This is a genomic window from Streptomyces olivoverticillatus (genome assembly GCF_014203555.1).
Lineage (GTDB): Bacteria > Actinomycetota > Actinomycetes > Streptomycetales > Streptomycetaceae > Streptomyces > Streptomyces olivoverticillatus.
On record NZ_JACHJH010000007.1, the window covers coordinates 173,784 to 190,157 of the forward strand.

The 16,374-nt window shown below is 69.6% G+C and carries 10 protein-coding genes; 4 read left to right on the forward strand and 6 right to left on the reverse strand.

The window, feature by feature from the left end:
* The first annotated feature begins 8 nt into the window (after positions 1-8).
* The 4 genes from FHS39_RS22495 to FHS39_RS22510 all read left to right on the forward strand — a co-directional run bounded on the left by FHS39_RS22495 (position 9) and on the right by FHS39_RS22510 (position 10,080).
* Complete coding sequence (locus tag FHS39_RS22495; protein ID WP_184351243.1) at positions 9-6,311, forward strand: type I polyketide synthase; 6,303 nt, start codon at positions 9-11, stop codon at positions 6,309-6,311.
* A 324-nt stretch (positions 6,312-6,635) separates the two neighbouring features.
* Positions 6,636-7,550: a hypothetical protein gene (locus FHS39_RS22500; RefSeq protein ID WP_184351244.1), complete on the forward strand. Its 915-nt coding sequence runs from the start codon at positions 6,636-6,638 to the stop codon at positions 7,548-7,550.
* Between the two features lie 91 nt (positions 7,551-7,641).
* Positions 7,642-8,172: an ATP-binding protein gene (locus tag FHS39_RS22505; protein WP_246470407.1), complete on the forward strand. Its 531-nt coding sequence runs from the start codon at positions 7,642-7,644 to the stop codon at positions 8,170-8,172.
* A 426-nt stretch (positions 8,173-8,598) separates the two neighbouring features.
* Positions 8,599-10,080, forward strand: coding sequence for an NsdA family TPR-like regulatory protein (locus tag FHS39_RS22510; RefSeq protein ID WP_246470408.1), 1,482 nt, complete (start codon positions 8,599-8,601; stop codon positions 10,078-10,080).
* Positions 10,081-10,665: 585 nt separating this feature from the next.
* On the opposite strand, the gene FHS39_RS22520 is transcribed toward FHS39_RS22510, so the two are convergent.
* The 6 genes from FHS39_RS22520 to FHS39_RS22545 all read right to left on the reverse strand — a co-directional run bounded on the left by FHS39_RS22520 (position 10,666) and on the right by FHS39_RS22545 (position 16,303).
* Positions 10,666-11,223, reverse strand: a complete 558-nt coding sequence (locus FHS39_RS22520) for a hypothetical protein (protein ID WP_045932733.1) — start codon at positions 11,221-11,223, stop codon at positions 10,666-10,668.
* Between the two features lie 5 nt (positions 11,224-11,228).
* Positions 11,229-12,350: an ROK family glucokinase gene (locus FHS39_RS22525; protein ID WP_045932716.1), complete on the reverse strand. Its 1,122-nt coding sequence runs from the start codon at positions 12,348-12,350 to the stop codon at positions 11,229-11,231.
* Between the two features lie 128 nt (positions 12,351-12,478).
* The gene (locus FHS39_RS22530) at positions 12,479-13,321 is read right to left on the reverse strand and encodes an ATP-binding cassette domain-containing protein (RefSeq protein WP_045932717.1); all 843 of its coding nucleotides are present in this window, start codon (positions 13,319-13,321) and stop codon (positions 12,479-12,481) included.
* Positions 13,288-14,325 carry an ABC transporter permease gene (locus tag FHS39_RS22535; RefSeq protein ID WP_045932718.1) on the reverse strand — a complete coding sequence of 346 codons (1,038 nt, stop codon included), beginning with the start codon at positions 14,323-14,325 and terminating at the stop codon, positions 13,288-13,290. The genes FHS39_RS22530 and FHS39_RS22535 overlap by 34 nt, the downstream gene beginning before the upstream one ends.
* Positions 14,322-15,332 (reverse strand): sugar ABC transporter substrate-binding protein, encoded by a 1,011-nt coding sequence (locus FHS39_RS22540; RefSeq protein WP_484600450.1) that lies wholly within the window; start codon positions 15,330-15,332, stop codon positions 14,322-14,324. Before FHS39_RS22540 ends, FHS39_RS22535 begins: the two co-directional genes overlap by 4 nt.
* 221 nt (positions 15,333-15,553) lie before the next feature.
* On the reverse strand, positions 15,554-16,303 hold the full coding sequence (locus tag FHS39_RS22545; protein WP_184351245.1) for a UTRA domain-containing protein: 750 nt from the start codon (positions 16,301-16,303) through the stop codon (positions 15,554-15,556).
* Positions 16,304-16,374 lie beyond the last annotated feature (71 nt).

Here is a 16,374-nt window from a genome sequence, read left to right on the forward strand (position 1 = left end):
AGCACCCGATGAGCCAGCACACCACCGCGCCCAGTGAACAGTCGGAGCACATCGCCGTGGTAGGCATGGGCTGCCGGCTTCCGGGCAATGTCAACTCACCGCGTTCGCTGTGGAGTTTGCTCGCCGAAGGACGTGACGCGGTCGGGATGCCGCCACGTGCGCGGACGACCTTGTGGCCCGGGTTGCCCACGCCCTCGCGGGGCGGATTCCTGAGCGACGTGACCGGGTTCGACGCCGAGTTCTTCGGCGTCTCGGGTCGTGAGGCGGACGTTCTGGATCCGCAGCACCGGCTGCTGCTCGAGGTGGCCTGGGAGGCGCTTGAGCACGCCGGGATCGTGCCGGATCTGCTGAACGGTACAGACACCGGCGTCTTCACCGGGCTGAGCTACACCGACTACATGGACCGGCTCGCCGGGCATCCCCAGGAGCTCGAAGGCTCGATCCTGACCAACGGGCATTGCGTCGCCGCCGGCCGGATCTCCTATCTGCTGGGGCTGCGCGGCCCGTGTCTGTCACTGGACACCGCCTGCTCGTCGTCGCTGGTCGCCGTCCACCTCGCCTGCCAGGCACTGCGCGCCGGCGAGTGCGATCTGGCGCTCGCGGGCGGCGTCAGCCTCGTACTCGGCCTCCGGACCACGCGGTCGTTCGCCAGGATGGGCATGTTGTCGTCGACCGGGCGCTGTCACACCTTCGATGCCGCCGCCGACGGGTTCGTCCGCGGCGAGGGATGCGGAATCGTCGTGCTCAAGCGCCTGCCCGACGCGGTGCAGGACGGCGACCGCGTCCTCGCCGTGGTACGCGGTTCCGCTGTCAACCAGGACGGCCGGTCCGACGGTCTGGCCGCACCTTCCGCCGCCGCTCAGGAGCTGCTTTTCCGGGAGGCACTGGCCCGTTCCGCGGTCGAACCGCACGACGTGGGCATGATCGAGACACATGGCACCGGCACCCCGGTCGGGGACCCGGCGGAGTTCGCCAGCCTGACTCAGGTATACGGCAGCGGCCCGGGCCGATGCGCACTGACCTCGCTCAAGACCAACCTGGGGCATCTGGAACCGGCCGCCGGAGTGACCGGTTTGATCAAGGCCGTGCTCTGTCTGCGCCGTGGAATGGTTCCCCCCAATGCACACTTCAGCCGTTGGAACCCCGCCATCCATGCCGAAGGCACGCGCTTCTTCGTTCCCACCGGGCTGACCCGTTGGCCGGTGGGCACCGCGCCCCGGCTGGCCGCCGTCTCCTCGTTCGGTTTCTCCGGAACCAACGCCCACGCGGTGCTGGAGCAGGCGCCGAGCACGCCGGCGCGGCCACGGGTGCCGAGCCCGCGGCGAACGGCACGCTCGACACCGGACGTCTTTCTCATGGCGGCGGGATCACCCGCCGTCCTGCCCACCGCCGCCCGGCGTCTCGCCGACTGGCTCGAGGACGGCGGCGCCCGCGTGCCGCTCCGCGACATTGCCCACACCCTCGCCGTGCGTCGCAGCGCGGGCCGCGGACGGCTCGGGGTGACGGCCTCCCGTCGCCGCGAACTCGTCGACGCCCTGCGCACCTTCGCCGCGGGACAGGAACACCCGCACGTGGTCACCGGGGCCGTCGGCGCCGAAGTCTCGCGGCGGCCGGTATGGGTCTTCTCCGGTCAGGGGTCCCAGTGGCCGGGGATGGGGCGCGGCCTGCTCGAAAGTGAACCCGCCTTCGCCGCCGCGCTGGCGGAGGCCGACGAACTGATCGCCGCCGAGTCCGGCTTCTCGGTCCTGGAGATCGTGCGCAACGGCACTCCGGTGAGCGGCTGCGGCACCGTCCAACCGGTGCTGTTCGCCCTCCAGACGGCGTTGGCGGCCGCCTGGCGCGCCCACGGAGTGGAGCCGGCCGGGGTGATCGGCCATTCCATGGGCGAGGTGTCGGCCGCCGTGGTGGCCGGGGCGCTGTCCCTGGCAGATGGCGCGAGGGTGATCTGCCGGCGCTCGGCACTCCTCAGCCGGATCGCCGGCCGCGGCGCCATGGCGACGGTGGGGCTGGCCGCCGACGCGGTGGAGGCGGAACTCGCCGGCACCGGCTCGGTCACGGTGGCCGTCCTCGCGTCCCCCGAGTCCACGGTCGTGGCGGGCGATGCCCGGGAGGTGGCCCGCCTGCTCGACGACTGGCAGAAGCGAGGCATTCCGGCATCCCCGGTGTCCGTCGACGTCGCCTCGCACTCTCCTCAGGTGGAGTCGCTCCTTGACGAGCTCAGGGCCGCGTGCGGCGCCCTGGAAAGTCACCGACCGGAGATTCCGTTCTACTCGACGGTGCTGGACGATCCCCACGGTGTCCCCGGCTTCGACGCCGACTACTGGTGCGCCAACCTGCGCCGACCGGTCCGGTTCGGGCCGGCTGTGGCCGCCGCGGCGGCCGACCGCCACCAAGTGTTCGTCGAGATCGCCCCGCATCCGGTCGTCACCCACTCCATCGGCCAGAGCCTGACCGGCCTGGTCGACGACCCCGTCGTACTGCCCACGCTGCGGCGTGACGAGCACGAACCGACCGCGTTCCGACGCCAGTTGGCCGCCCTGCACTGCGTCGGAGTCACCGTGGACTGGTCGACGCTGTACGAGGACGGAAACCTGGTGGAGGCACCCACCATCACGTTCGACCGGAAGCACCACTGGGTCGATGTCCCCGTGCTCCCTGCCGAGGCCGTGTCCGGCCCCGCGCCGAGTCCCCTGCCGGGGCAGCGCACCGAGGTGCCCGGCGAGCCACTGCGCCACTGCTGGCACGGCGACGCCGGCACGGCGCTGCTCCCGTGGCTCGCGGACCACCGGGTCCAGGGCACTCCGGTCTTCCCCGGCGCCGCTCACTACGCCCTTGCACTGACCGTCGCTTGTGAGACGTTCGACGAGATGCCCGAGCGGCTGGAGGTCAGCGACCTGCGCTTCCACGAACTGCTCCGGCTGACGGAGCGGACCGAGGTCAGCACCACGGTGACCCTCAACACTCCGGACAGCGCCAACTGCGAGATCTTCGGGCGCGGCGCCAACGGGGAATGGGACCTGCTGGCCACCGCCAGGCTGCGCCGCTTGCCGATGCCGGCCGAGCTGCACCCGGCATCCGTGGCCACCATGGCGATGCACCATCCGCTCGCGCTCGACCCGGCAGACCTCTATCGAAGTCTGCGGGCTCGTGGCCTCGAACACGGCCCGGCGTTCAACGGGATCAAGGAGCTGCGGGTCTCAAGCCCGGGCGACAGCTTCTGGGCCCGGGTTCACCTGCCCGAAACCGCCCGGAATCCGGAAACCCCGTTCCGTGTCCATCCGGTGCTGGTCGACCAGTGCGCACAACTCGTCATCGCCAAGCTGATCGGCGACGGGGGCGACAGTGGGCTGGTGCTGCCCGTGGGCATGCGAGCGGTACGACTGCTCGGCGACCCCTCCACCGCGGCCTACTGCCACGCCCAGCTGGTGGACGTCACGGAGGACGCCGTCGTCGGGCAGGTCCGCCTCCTCGACGAGATGGGCAAGCCGCTGCTGGCGATCGACGGCCTGCAGTTCACCCGCCACAACGCGCCGCAAGTCACCGAGGCCGACCAGTGGTTCCTCGAGGCCGGATGGCACCAGGCCCCGCGCCGCGCGTCGGCGCCGTCCCACCGGCCGGGGAACTTGCTGATCATCGGCGAGGGGGACGGATCTGTGCGGCCCCTGGCCGACGCCTTGACGGAGGCCGGCGCCCGCTCCGAGGTGTGGGACACGGCTCTCTGCGACGGGGAACTCGAGGAGTGCCGGGAGTTCTTCACCGACCGGCTGGCGTCGCTTCCCGAGGCGCCGCGGGCCGTGGTGACAGTCTGCGGGCCGGGGCCGAGCGTGGACCCGGACGGCTCCCTCCGGCGCACTCGGCGGCTGCTGGGCATCGCCCAGGCGGTCACCGCCGCATTCACCGACCCGCCGAGGCTGTTCACGGTCACCCGCGGCGCGCGTGTCGTGGAGTCCGGGGACACCGTCGATCCCGGGCCCGGTGCGCTGCGGGGACTGATGCGCGTCCTGGCCCTGGAGCACCCCGGCCTGAAGGCAACCCTGGTGGACGCCGACCCGGCCGACACCGAGTGGGCGCAAGTCGCCGGGGAACTCCTGGCCGACGGCGCCGAGGACGAGATCGCCCTGCGCGGTGACAGGCGCTATGCCGCCCGGCTCGACTACGCCCCCGTGACGGCAGCCGAGCGTACCCGGGCCGCCGCCTGCACGGTGCGCCACGGCGAGGACGGCTTCCGGCTGCGGGTGGGAAGCTCCGGTGACCTGGAGAGCCTGGAACTCGCCGCGACGGGGCGGCGCCGACCGGGAGTCGGCGAGGTCGAAGTACGAGTGGCTGCGGCGGGGCTGAACTTCCGCGACGTTCTCACCGCCATGGGCCTGCTCCCCGGAGACGGGGACATCCGCTACCGGATCGGCTTCGAATGCGCGGGCGAAGTCGCCGCCGTCGGAGAGGGCGTCGACCGTCTCTGCGTCGGGGACCGGGTACTCGCCATCGACCTGAGAGGCGGCGCGTTCGGCTCGTACCTCACGGTTCCCGAGGCCACCGTGGCGCGAATCCCTGCCTCGTTGGACGCGGTTGCCGCGGCCGGCATCCCCGTCGCCTTCCTCACCGCCTGGTATGCCCTGCACCACGTCGGCCGTCTCGGCAGGGGGGAACGGGTTCTGATCCACTCGGCCACCGGCGGGACCGGCCTGGCCGCCATCGCCGTCGCACGGCTGCTGGGCGCCGAGGTGCTGGCCACCGCAGGCAGCGAGGAGAAACGGCGCTACCTGCGCGCCTTGGGCATCACCCAGGTGATGGACTCCCGGTCACTGGCCTTCCGCGACGAAGTGCGGGAGGCGACTGGCGGCGAAGGTGTCGACGTCGTGCTCAACTCGCTCTCCGGTGCCGCGATCCAGGCCGGCCTGGAGTGCCTGCGCCCGTTCGGCCGCTTCGTGGAACTCGGGGTCCGCGACATCATCTCCGACACCCCACTGGGTCTGAAGCCGTTCCGCCACAACATCACCATGGGCACGGTCGACCTCATCGAGCTGCAACAATGCCGCCCCGAGATCTTCGACCAGTTGTTGCGGGACGTCCTCACGGAGTTCTCTCACGGGCGGCTCAAACCGCTGCACTGCACCACCTTTCCGCTGTCAGCAGCGACCGACGCGTTTCGGCTGATGGCCGGCGCGGGACACATCGGCAAGCTCGTACTGACCGTACCGAACAGCGGCGATGCGTCCGCCGTGCTGCCCGAGGGACCACTCACCGTGCGGCGGGACGGGGCATACATCATCACCGGTGGTCTCCGGGGTGTCGGCCTGGAGACCGCTCGCTGGCTGGCCGAGCAGGGTGCCACCCATCTGGTACTCAACGGCCGTACCGGTCCCTCACCCGAAACGTCCAGAGTTCTCAGCGAGTTGGCCACGGGCGGCACCAGGGTCACGGTGGTGCTGGGCGATGTCGCCGAGCCGGGTACCGCCGGCCGTCTGATCGCCGCGGCGGGTGCCGACGGTCTGCCGTTGCGGGGTGTCGTCCACTCTGCCATGACCCTGGACGACGCCGCGATCACCAACATCCGCGACGACCAGCTGCGTCGGGTGTGGGCACCCAAGGTGACCGGCGCGTGGCAGCTCCACCTGGCCACGGCGGAGCACTCGCCGGACTGGTTCGTGGTGTTCTCGTCGATGGCCTCCCTGTTGGGCAATCCCGGCCAGGGGGTGTATGCGGCCGCGAATTCCTGGCTGGACGCGTTCGCCGCCTGGCGTTCGGCCCGGGGAATGCCGACCCTCGCCGTCAACTGGGGCCCATGGGGAGAGACCGGGGTGGCCACCGGCTTCGCCGACCGCGGCTACCGGACGATCCGCACGGAGGAGGGGCTGCGGGCTCTGCAGGCCCTGCTGGCACATCGACGGGTGCAGACCGGGGTGATTCCCGGCACCCCGGACACCTGGGTACCGGTGGCGGGGCGCTCTTCCTCGTTCTTCCAGCTGCTTCTCGGCAGCACTGCTCATCCGACCACCGTGCAGGAGGACAAGGACGACTTCCGCTCCCGGCTTGCCGCCATTCCTGCCGGGCCGGCCCGCAGGAACGTCCTGGAGGCGTACGTCGCCAAGCACGTCAGAACTGTTCTCCGGCTGGGCGGCAACGCCATCGATCCGCAGACCCCGTTGAAGGCCCTGGGCTTCGACTCCCTGCTGGCCATGGAACTTCGGGGCCGCCTTGAATCCACCCTGCAGGTCAAGCTCGCCAGCAACTTCGTGTGGCAGCATCCGACGCTGGCAGCGCTCGCCGAGGGCCTGGCCGAGCTCATGGGCATGCCGATGGCCACGCAGTAGCAGAACTGACCGCGATGTGCCGGGTCCGGGTGGTTGAGAAACGGTTCACCACCCGGACCGTACGTGCGCCCAAAAACATGGAACCAAATACACTCGGTATTCTTTGGCTGATATTCTTTCGCTCCTGCGGAGCATCTCTCTCCAACTAGCGCGTCTCGCTTGCGACTTCCGAACGAATGACTGCCTTGCTTCAATGAGATAAAGCGAGACAGAAAGGCCAAGTAGGCCATCACCTCGATTCTCGGAAGAATGCGCAAGATATCCGGAAAAGAGGAAGACGAGTCTCGCTGGAGCCACGTAATTTTGCGTGCGACAGGAGAGGTCATGAACCCTCGCAGGAAATTCCAGCTGGCCGCCGCCTTCGGGTCGGTGGGCCTGGTCGCAACGGCACTCGTGACGGCAACGCCGGCGTCGGCGCAGCCCGTGGTCGTCCCCTGCTCCGTCACGGACCTGGTCACCGCGATCACGAACGCCAACACGGCCGGCAGCGGCGACCTGATGCTGACCAACGGCTGCACCTACTCCCTCACCAGCCCGGTTTCGGTACCCGCTGAACTCGGCCTGCCGCAGATCACCGGGGACATCCACATCGACGGACTCGGCGCCACCATCACCCGCAGTACCACAGCCACCCAACTCTTCCGCATCTTCGACGTCGCCCCGGGCGGCCAGCTCACCCTCGGGACCGTCACCCTCACCGGCGGCACTGCCACCGGCGACGGCGGCGCCATCACCAACGCCGGCACACTCACGCTCAACGCCGCCCAGATCACGAAGAACGTCGCCGGCGGCAGCGGCGGCGGCATCGCCAACACCGGCACACTCAACGCCACCGCCAGCCGCATCACCGGCAACACGGCGGCCACGGGCGGCGGCGGCCTCTTCAACAGCATCGCGGCCGCCACCGCCAACCTGCGTGCGAGCAGCGTCGACGGCAACACCACCACGGGCGGCAACGGGGGCGGCATCCTCAACAACGGCGGCAACATCACCGGTGACCTGTCCAGTCTCGGCTCCAACTCGGCCACCGGGACGACCTCCTCCGGGGGTGGCATCGCCACCGTCGGCGGCACGGTGAAGCTGGCGCTGGACGCCGTGACGGACAACAAGTCCAGCACCGTCCCGGGTGGCATCCGGAACGACGGCGGCACTGTCTCCCTGCTGCTCACCGGAGTGCTCAACAACCTTCCGAGCAACTGCTCCGGCAGCCCGACTCTGGTCCCAGGCTGCCTCAACTGAGGTAGCGCACAACTCCTTCTCCGGCGGGCCGTCGGCGCCGTCATCCCCGCCTCGGCCCGCCGGAGAAGCGGTCAGTACAGGAGAGGTCCCCATGATGCCCATCACCACGCACGCCGACGAGATCGAGCTCACGGCCCAACAGATCACCGACTGGCCCGACGCCGAGGAGGCGCTGGCCCGGCTGCGTCAACGGCCGCCGGGGGCCCCTCTCGTGTTCAGCACACCTCCGCTGACCCGAACCGTCCCCGTCTGTCGACGGCTTGCGTTGCTCTGGCTGGATGCCCAGCGGATCCGGGACGAGGACCGGCGGTACGCCGTCCAACTGGTGCTGTCGGAGTTGCTCACCAACGCCATTCAGCACACTCGGAGCCCCCGCGTCACATGCCGGATGTGGAGGTCGGGCGACTTGCTCCACCTGGAAGTCCGCAACCAGGGCGGAACATGGTCCATCCCCTGGGCGAACCGCGCCAAGGACGCCAACGACCACGGCCGCGGACTCGCACTTGTCGCAGGATCGGCCCGAGGGTGGGGACGGCACTTCGGGGCGGAGGGCGACTGCACGGTATGGGCCACGGTTCCCCTGGCCCGAAGCGCCCGGCACGGGTTCAGGCCAGGACAGTAACCGCCGGCTTCCCGTTCGGACAAGGACAGCCGACGGCCAGGGCCGTTGAGGTCGCCACCAGCCCCTCGTCGCGACCGTTGCGCCCCGGCCGTCGGCGCTTTGTCGTAGAGGGCAGGCACAATCCCGGACCGTGACGGCGGCGATCCAACGGTGTCTCGATAATCCGATAGTGCCACGAGTTTCTGAAGCGGAATCGAGTTGACCCAGGTGGGCCGCGCGGGGCAGCTGGCGGTGAGCGCGCGAGCGCAAAGTCAACAGTCAGGAATCCTGACACTCCGTGACCAGGTCGGGCCTGAAAGCCAGGTAAAATTTGAAGAGTTTTGCATATTTCGCCAGTGTATGTCGGAATAATATTGGCAAAGCCGCGCATCGACACACAAACAAGTGGCTTGACGGTAATGGAGACTGCTTGAGGAGGAAACAATTATGGCGGCCCGACTACTTGTTACACGCCACCCGAACGAACGTCTTCAGGAACTGATGCAGGAAGCGGGAGTTTCCAATGCCGGATTGGCCCGCCGCATCAACCTGTTCGGGGCCGAGCACGGACTCGATCTGCGGTACGACAAAACTTCCGTCGGGCGTTGGATTCGTGGCCAGCAACCGCGAGGCCAGACCCCCGAGATCGTCGCGGAGGCGCTGAGCCGCAAGCTCGGCCGTACGGTGTCGGTCGAGGAAATCGGTATGGGAAGCGCCAACCCGGGTTCCGATGTCGGACTGCACTTCGCATCCACCGCACAGGAGGCCCTGGAGCAGGTATGCGAGCTATGGCGTAACGACGCTGCCGAGCGCGGTCTGGTGAGTGGCGCGACGCGACCGGCCTCCGCGCTCGTCGAGCCCAGCCGCGACTGGCTGATCAGCGAGCCGGACCCGCTGATCACCCGCAACAGCGGGCCACGGGTGGGCGCAGCGGACGTGACGGCCGTCAGGAGCGCGACCCGGGCCATGGCAGAGCTCGATCACCGGTTCGGCAGCGGCCATATCCGACCGGTCGTCGTGCACTACCTCGACAGCGTTGTCTCCGTGCTGCTCGCGGGCTTTTACAGTAGGACGACGGGGCGTCAACTTTACGCAGCAGCAGCGCAGTTGACGGAGCTGGCGGGATACATGGCGGTCGACATCGGTCGGCTTGGACTGGCCCAGCGCTACTACATCCAGGCCCTGCGCCTCGCGCAGGCTGCCGACGACCGGGCCTACGGCGGCTACGTGCTGGCAGCCGGAATAAGCCATCTCGTTGCGTTCCTCGGGAGCCCCCGGGAGATCGTCCAGCTGGCGAAGGTCGCCCAGGAAGGAGCACGTGGGCATGTCACCGCCACCTCCCGGTCGCTGTTCTATGCGGCCGAGGCGCGCGGGCACGCGCTGCTCGGAGACGCTCGGGCATGTCAACTGGCCGCCGAGAAGGCGGTGAAGACGCTGGCAGAGGCGAACAAGGAGGAGGATCCGGAATGGATCTCCCACTTCGACAAAGCGTATCTGGCCGATGAGTTGGCGCACTGCCATCACGACCTGGCGCAGCCGAAACCTGCCGCGGAGTGGGCCGAGCGTGCGCTGGCCGGGCATCCGGAAACCCGGGTGCGGCGGCGTGCCATCGACATACTGTTGCTCGCCACCGCCCAGGTCTCCGCGCGTGAGGTGGAACAGGCATGCCACACCGCGGTGAAGGCGATTGACCTGCTCTGCGGACTACGCTCGAACATTTGCGCAGAGTATCTGGGTGCCTTCCGGCGTCGGCTCGAACCGTACCGACTGGTGTCAGCTGCACAGGAATTCGAGGAACGGCTTCAGGAGCGCCAGTGCGAAGGGTATCCGTCAGCTGCTCCGACCTCTCCCCCCAGGGCTGTTGCAAAGCGAAATGATTTTGCGTCTGCGCAGGTCGCCGGGCGTGTGACCGGAACAGCCGCACAGTGAATCGCCCCGGGTCGGATGCAGGGTCCCGACGTTTGCCGGCTTGCCCGATGACACCCGCGGGCCACGACTCGATCACCGCGGCAGCGGAGTGGTGCCGGCGCGCAACGCCCGAGGGACTGGCCGCCCTCGGCCTGCCCTGCCACCCGCTCCTGGGCCGCCACCGGGTGCCGAGCGAGAAGACCCTGCGCAACGTGCCGGGGCGCCCTCGATCCGGCCGAGCTCGGCGCGGCCGGGTTCGCCTGCCTGAAGTCCCTGCTCCCCGACGAGCGCGCATCTCCCGCGCCGCTGATGCCCGACGGCGGCCAGGAGCATGAACAGCGCCGGGCCCACCGGGCTGCCGCCCAGGCCGATCCGGTGCGCCCAAGAGGCCGGGCGATCGCGGTGGACGGCAAGTGCCTGCGCGGCGCAAGACGCCCTGACGGCAGCCGGGTCTTCGTGCATTCCGCGGTCCGCCGGCGCAGAGGCCGCCGTACAGGCGAAGAAGTGGTCCAGTGAGACCGTCTGCACCATCACCGACCTGCCCGCCGAGCATTCCGGCGGGGCCTCGTCGGGCGCCACGCTATCCGCCGGGTGCGGACGTTCGTTTCAGGGGGTGGTCGTCGAGACGACGAACACCCGGGGGTGGTCCGGATCGTCCAGGTTTGCTGTGATCTCCAGGGAGGGCTTGGGCTTGTCCTGATCACGGACCACGCCCGCCCAGTGGTGACCGTGGGCGAACTTCCAGCCCACCTCCGACGCCTCGTCGTCGTCGATGGTCACATCGCCGTCCTTGAGCTCGGAGGCGCCCGCGCCCACGTCGTTCAGCCACTTGTCGAACTTCTCGCGAGTGGTGGTGAACTGCAGGTACAGCGAGCTCGCCTTCCACGAGTTGGTCTCGTAGTGGGCGACGTCCTCGGCGTAGGGCGGCACCGTCACCTCGTAGATGCGCCGCTGCAGCCGGTCCGGCCAGCCCGCCTCCAGGCCCCCGGAGGCAGCCTGCTCCTGCTTGTCCTCGCCGCCGCCGCGGCTCTGCATCGCGGAGATGTAGAGGTAGCCCGCCGGGATGGTGATCAGCAGGAAGACGATGACGGCCTTGAGCCAGCGGCGGCGGACCGGGGCCGCCTGCGGTTCTTCGGGCACGGCCGTCTGCTCGGGATGCTCCATGGTGATCACCCGCGGCCCGCCTGTGCGTACTTCTCGTAGCGCTCGACGCGACGGCGGTTGGCGCGGCGGAAGCGGCGGGCGACGAGCCGGGCCAGGTCCGCGGCGCCCACCATGCCGGCCTCCGGGCCCAGCTGGGCCTTGACGATCCGGGCCTCCGGGCGGTAGCCGCGGCCGGTGAGGTGGCGGCGGAAGGCGTCCCGGGCGGGGCCGATGAGCAGGTCGTCGGCGGCGCTGACGCCGCCGCCGATGACGAAGCAGGAGGGGTCGAGGGCGGCGGCGAGGTTGGCGATGCCGACGCCCAGCCACTGGCCGATGTCCTGCAGGAGCTCGACGCACATGGCGTCGCCCGCGCGGGCCAGCTCGGTGATCAGCGGGCCGGTGATCTCGTGGACGTTGCCGCCGACGCGGTCGATGATCCCGTACGCGACGGGCGACTCGGCCGCCGCCAGCTCACGGGCCTCGCGGACGAGGGCGTTGCCGGAGCTGTACTGCTCCCAGCAGCCGCGGTTGCCGCAGGGGCAGCGGTGGCCGCCGGGGACGACCTGCATATGGCCGAACTCGCCCGCGACGCCGAACTTGCCCCGCTTGACCTGGCCGTCCTCCAGGATGGCGCCGCCGATGCCGGTGCCGAGGGTGATCATGACCAGGTGGTCCTCGCCGCGGCCGGCTCCGAAGCGCCACTCGGCCCAGGCGGCGGTGTTGGCGTCGTTGTCGACCATGACGGGGACAGCGAGGCGGCCCGCGAGGCGGTCGCGCAGCGGTTCGTTGCGCCAGGACAGGTGGGGGGCGAACAGGACACGGTTGCGCTCGGCGTCGACCCAGCCGGCGGCGCCGATGCCGACGGCGTGCACATCGTGGCGGTCGGAGAGGTCCAGGACCAGCTCGACGATGGTGTCCTCGACGACCTTGGGGCTCTTGGACTTGTCCGGGGTCTCGGTGCGGAGCTTCTCGAGGATGTTGCCGTCGGCGTCGACGACCCCGGCCATGACCTTCGTGCCGCCGATGTCGATGCCGACGGTGGGGACACGGGGAGCCGTGAGGTGCGAGCGGCGCTCGCGCGGGCCGACCGTGCGCAGGACGGTCGCTCTGGCCGAGCTCCGGTAGACACGCTCGCGGTACATGCTCATCCCGGTCGTTGCCCCTGCGCTGGTCTCGTGAGGCCGGGCCTCGGTGGATACGGTCCTGGCCGATTGTGCCTCACGGGCGGGTCGCCCTGCACAACGGTGGGCCGGGCCCCCGGCCCGGCCCGTACCCGTCATCCCTCGCCGGAGGTGGCCCGTTCCAGCTCGTGGCTGAGCTGGTCGAGCTCCGAGCCACCGGCCATCTGCCGGGTCAGCTCGTCCAGCGCGATCTCGGACTTTGCGTGGCTGCCCGCCATCGCCCCGCGCTTGAGCAGTACGAATCGGTCACCGACCAGATACGCATGGTGCGGATTGTGCGTGATCAAGACCACGCCGAGACCGGCGTCGCGGGCCGCGGCGACGTACTTGAGCACGACGCCAGACTGCTTGACGCCGAGCGCGGCCGTGGGCTCGTCGAGGACCAGGACCTTCGCCCCGAAGTACACCGCGCGGGCGATCGCCACGCACTGGCGCTCGCCGCCGGACAGCGTGCCGATGGGCTGGTCGACGTCGCGCAGGTCGATCCCCATGCGCAGCAGCTCCGCCCGGGTCGTCTCGCGCATCTTCCGCACGTCGAGGCGCTTGAAGGGCCCCGCGCCGGTCGTCGGCTCCGAGCCGAGGAAGAAGTTCCGCCAGACCGGCATGAGCGGGACGACCGCCAGGTCCTGGTAGACCGTGGCGATGCCGCGGTCCAGGGCCTCGCGGGGGGAGGCGAGCCGCGTCTCCTCGCCGTCGATCGCGAAGGTGCCCGCGTCGTGCTGGTGCAGGCCCGCAATGATCTTGATGAGGGTGGACTTGCCCGCGCCGTTGTCGCCGAGCACACAGGTGATCTCGCCCGCGTGGACCTCCAGGGAGACCCCTTCGAGGGCGCGGATGTTCCCGTAGAACTTGCTGACGTCGGTCAGCCTGACCAGTGCCGCGTCGTCGTTCGCCGCGTCGTCGTTCACTTGCTCGCCTCCGCGCGCTTGCGGACCCATGCGTTCAGCAGGGTCGCCAGGAGCAGCATCGCGCCCAGGAAGAACTTGAACCAGTCCGGGTTCCACTGGGCGTAGACGATGCCCTTGCTGGTCATGCCGAAGATGAAGGCGCCGACCGCCGAGCCGATCGCCGAGCCGTAGCCGCCGGTCATCAGGCAGCCGCCGATGACCGCCGCGATGATGTAGAGGAATTCGTTGCCGACGCCCTCGCCGGACTGCACGACGTCGTACGACATCAGCAGGTGCTGGCCGGAGATCCAGGCGCAGAAGGCGACGGCCATATAGAGGCCGATCTTGGTCTTGTTGACCGGGACGCCCACCGCCCGGGCCGCGTCCGCGCCGCCGCCCACCGCGAAGATCCAGTTGCCGGCGCGGGTGCGCAGCAGGATCCAGGTGGCGAGGGCGACGAGGCCGAGCCACCACAGGATGGTGACCTGGAGGTCGACGCCGCCGATCGTGAGGTGGGAGGCGAAGAGGGTCCGGGCGGAGTCGAAGCCCTCCATGTCACCGATGGTCTTGGTGGAGACCGTGCCGCTGATGAGCTTGGTGAAGCCCAGGTTGAGGCCCGTCAGCATCAGGAACGTACCCAGCGTGATGATGAAGCTGGGCAGCTTGGTGCGGGTGAGCATGAAGCCGTTGAAGAAGCCGACGGCCAGGGTGACGAGGAGCGAGACGCCGACGCCGACCCAGACGTTGGCCGTCATCTGGTAGCTGAACATCGACGAGACCAGCGCCGAGGTCGTGACCATGACGCCGGCGGAGAGGTCGAACTCGCCGCCGATCATCAGCAGGGCCACCGGGACGGCCATGATGCCGATCGTCGAGGACGCGTACAGGACGGTGGAGAGGCTGGACGCCTGCAGGAAGGGCTCCGCGACGACGGAGAAGAAGACGAAGACGGCGGCCGCGCCGACGACCGCGCCCAGCTCGGGGCGGCCGAGCAGGCGGCGCACATGGCCCTGGCCGACCAGCCGCTCGTCGGCCTCCGGGGCGGTGGCGGTCATCGGGTCCCCCGCTTGGCGTATTCGGCGAGTGTCTTGGCGTCGTCCTTGGTGACGATCTGCGGGCCGGTGAGGACCGGGCGGCCGCCGCCGAGCATGTCGCGGTTGTAGTGGTAGAGCCAGAGCAGGTCCACGGCCTCGTAGCCCTGGAGGTAGGGGTCCTGGTCGACGGCGAAGCCCAGGGTGCCCTTCTGGAGTTCCTCCGCGACCGCGGCGTTGAGGTCGAAGGTGTCGACCTCGGCCTTGCTGCCGGCCTGATCGGCGGCCTTCACGGCCGTGGGCGCGAAGGGGGCACCGAGGGTGACGACGGCGTCGATGTCCTTGTCGGACTGGAGCTTGGCCTCGATCGACGACTGCACGCCGGGCATGTTGGTGCCCTCGACGTAGAGGTTCTGCACATCGCCCTTGAAGGTCTTCTTCACGCCCTCGCAGCGCTGCTCGTGACCGACGTTGCCCTGCTCGTGGAGGACGCAGACGGCCTTCTTCTTGCCGCGCTTGTTGAGCTGCTCGCCGACGGCCTCGCCGGCGATGACCTCGTCCTGGCCGATGTGGGTGAGGGCGCCGAACTCCTTGGACTTGTCGGAGCCCGAGTTCACCGTGATCACCGGGATGCCGGCCTTCGTGGCCTTCGCCACGACGTCCTTCATGGCGTCGGGCTTGGCGAGCGTGACGATCAGGCCGTCGACCTTCTGGTCGATCATGGCCTGGACGCTCTGCGCCTGCTTGTTCCCCTCGGCGTCGTGCGCATAGAGGAAGTTGATGTTGTCCTTGACGGCCGCCTGCTTGGCGCCCTTCTGGACGATGTCCCAGAAGTTGTCGCCATCGCCCGAGTGGGTGACCATCGCGAAGGTCCACCGGGGGGTGTCGACCGCCGCGCGACCCTGGGCGGCCTTGGCGGCCCGCTCCTCGGCGCGCTTGCCGCCCGTGCTGCTGCACCCCGCCAGTGTGGCGCCGAGCACCGCTGCCAGCACGGCGCTCACCGCACGTACGCCTGTCCGAACCCTTGCCACGAGGACTTGCCCTTCTCGCTGTCTTTCACGGTGCGACCGGACCCGGTCCAGCGGGCCCAACCGCCCAAGTATCCGTCACCATCCGTCACCGCTGTCGGCCGGGGCGTCGGCGGTACGGCTGAGGGCTGCTGTCATGTGGGGGGAGTTCTAGTGGCGGACACCACACTCCGTCAAGACTTTGTCCGAACATTCTTACTTCTGTGGGGCCACTTCTGCGAGGCTCAGGGGCGCGCCAGCAGCTGGAAGTCGAAGGAGTAGCGCGAGGCCCGGTAGAGGTGGGAGCCGAGCTCCACCGCGCGCCCCGTGTCGTCGAAGGTCGTCCGCTCCATCGTCAGCAGCGGCGCGCCCTCCGGCTCCGCCAGCAGCTCGCCCTCCGCGGCGGTGGCCGCGCGGGCGCCGACGGCCTGACGGGCGCTGTGCAGGGTGATGCCGGCCATGCGCATCAGCCGGTAGAGGCCGGTCTGCGAGAGCACGTCGCCCTCCAGGTCCAGGAGGCCGACCGGGAGGTGGTTGCGCAGGTGGGCCATGGGTTCGCCGTGCGAGAGGCGCAGCCGCTCGACGAGCACGACGTCGGCGCCCTCGGCGATTCCCAGGGCGGCGGCGACGGGCGCGGTGGCGGGCTCGACGACATGGCGCAGCACCCGGGTGGCGGGCTTCTGGCCCGCCGTCTCCAGGTCGTCGTAGAGGCTGCTCAGCTCCAGCGGGCGCTTGATCTGGCTGTGCACGACCTGCGTGCCCACGCCGCGGCGGCGCACGAGCAGCCCCTTGTCGACGAGCGACTGGATGGCCTGCCGCACGGTGGGCCGGGACAGCCCCAGCCGCCCGGCCAGGTCGATCTCGTTGCCGAGCAGGCTGCCGGGGGCGAGCTCACCCCGCTCGATGGCGGCTTCGAGCTGCTGGGACAGCTGGAAGTAGAGCGGGACCGGACTGCTGCGGTCGAGGGTGAACTGGAGGGGTTGGTGCGTCGCCACGAAGGGAGCGTAGCCCCGCGACCAGATGACGGGAAGTCCGGAGGTTCGATTGTCCGGACATGGAACCGCCT